The 1,999-nt window shown below is 60.8% G+C and carries 3 protein-coding genes; 1 reads left to right on the top strand and 2 read right to left on the bottom strand.

The genetic code is table 11. The features are described from left to right. Positions 1-589 (bottom strand): hypothetical protein (locus tag B6S44_RS24925; protein WP_164985953.1); only part of this gene is annotated, 589 nt, incomplete at its 3' end. A gap of 561 nt (positions 590-1,150) precedes the next feature. On the opposite strand from B6S44_RS24925, the gene B6S44_RS24930 reads away from it, so the two are divergent. Further along, positions 1,151-1,393 carry a hypothetical protein gene (locus B6S44_RS24930; protein WP_129159577.1) on the top strand — a complete coding sequence of 81 codons (243 nt, stop codon included), beginning with the start codon at positions 1,151-1,153 and terminating at the stop codon, positions 1,391-1,393. 115 nt (positions 1,394-1,508) lie between these two features. Here B6S44_RS24930 and B6S44_RS29495 read toward each other — a convergent pair whose 3' ends face one another. Then, positions 1,509-1,694, bottom strand: a complete 186-nt coding sequence (locus B6S44_RS29495; protein ID WP_164985954.1) for a hypothetical protein — start codon at positions 1,692-1,694, stop codon at positions 1,509-1,511. Positions 1,695-1,999 lie beyond the last annotated feature (305 nt).

Raw genomic sequence — 1,999 nt, forward strand, 5'->3', positions numbered from 1 at the left:
AGTAGAGCCCGTGCGCAAGAACGTTCGGGAATGGCGTCAAGGAGAAGCGCAAAGCCAGGATGCCGTCGAGAATGGCCGCATCCAGCTTGTCTGGACCGTTTCCACACGAGAACCAAATGCCAAGCGCGCCATAGCTAACTATCCATACGGCGACCAAGCCCAGCAAATCGATTGCGATAATGCCTAGAAGCGGTAGGGCCGCGGATAATCCACGGCCGGCGCCAGCCCTCAAGCTTAGTCGCCGCGGAGCACCGCCGAACAATTGACCGACAAGTCGCTCTGCTCCCAGTGCTGCCAGGGTCGAGAGCCCCAGTATCGCGATGAACGAAAGCAGCCCCCTACCAGCGCCGGCTTCCACGATCAGGGCCGGAAGTCCCCTGAGCCGCTGGCCCAGCTCGGGGAAGGCTGCAACCGCCCGACCGGCACGATTGACGAAATCGCTTACGCGCGTCTCGATACCGTCTTCCGCCGCGCTGGGCGTGATTGCAGGAGCGTTGGAAGCTCGTGTCTCGGCGGCAGTTCCTTTCAATTTCACAACGACAGACTGGCCGATAGCTTCGACCAGGGCGTCAAATTGCTCCTGGCTCAAGCCAGCAGGCGGATTTGCCGTTTGCGCCGCCCCAGTCGGGACGTAACTTAAAAGTGCGAAGACTAAAGTTAAGCCGCGTAAGAGCGCGGCCCAATGGCCAGAAGTGAGCCTGCGAGCGAGCGAGCGAAGTGGGCGCATTGAATGTCCGGCCGAGACTCAAATTGGTTTTTAACGGTGCAGCCGATGCTAGCACGGGTCTTGGAGGCGGAGTTAGCGCTTTACTCAGCGGAAGGGGCGCGGCTGAAGCCGTGCTGGATGCCGCCGAGGTGCGCCAATTTCCGGTCCCTCGCAGCTGCAAAGGCGGATTTCAGCTCCCCGTCCAATGCACGCATGCTGATCTGCCAACCGCTCGGCAGCGTTGCGCCACGAGCCGACGTAAGCGGTCTGCCGGATGCAGACGATCCGCGCTCTCACGGCGGATATGAGCTCGCGCCTCACGTGGCAGTTCCGAAGGCCTGCTTAGAGCGCCGCCACCCGCCTGCTGGAAATCGTTCGCCTCTGGTTCATGTCGACTTCCCGACAATCGACGTGGTCCGCCACCCGAGCGGCAAGAGGTTGCGAATGAACCCGGCACAGAGGCGCGGACTGGCACGGCTCATGCTGCGTTGGCCGCAGCGTCGGATGGAACTCCGAGACAGATGCGGCCAGGATACGCGTTTCCTCGAACTATCCGAAGATTACGAGACCGCGTGCGGGGCGGCGGACTACTGGGCGAAATCAGGTTCGCTAGAAGGACAGACCCGTGCGGAAGAGTACCGCGCACTCGCTTTTGAGATCGAACGCGAGATTGATGAGTTCTTTTAGCCTAGCCATTGCCTTTCAGATCAAGCGTCCAGCTCGCCAGCAGTAAGGGGCACGCCTCATGCCGAAGGCAACAGTGATGATCGCAGGCTATATCGACGAGTTCTTCATGTTTTGCTCAGGCATATGGATGACGGCCATCGGCCTCGGTTATCTGCCGTTGCCCGGCAATGCCGCCACCCAGCCCCCTTGGGTTGCGACGCTGGCTGACCTCCTGTACGTCCTTCAGGATGACGATGCTGCGTTGTGTCACCCCGAGCTGGCTGCCGCCGGTAACCACGACATTCTTGTCCTGCAAACTCATGTTTCCGCGCTCCGATCATGTGATGGAGCTAAGACGGATGAGGGAACGAAAAGGAGTCAGGCTGCTTAGGCGGGAGCGTGCCATCTTACGGCGAGGGATCAACAGGAAGCGCCAGGAGCGGACTCTGGCTCCTTGCCCGAAAGCGGACCTACGGAGCGCTACGCGTGATGGCCGAAATCGACCCTGGCTGTGTAAAAACGCGCGAGTCAGGTAGTGTTTTCCTGCCGCGATGCGGGGGGATCGGATGGGTCGTTTCGTTGAAGGAGCCGACCGCTCGCAGCTGAGTTTCCTGCCCGAGTGCCTGG

The organism is Allobosea sp. Tri-44 (assembly GCF_004123845.1).
Lineage (GTDB): Bacteria > Pseudomonadota > Alphaproteobacteria > Rhizobiales > Beijerinckiaceae > Allobosea.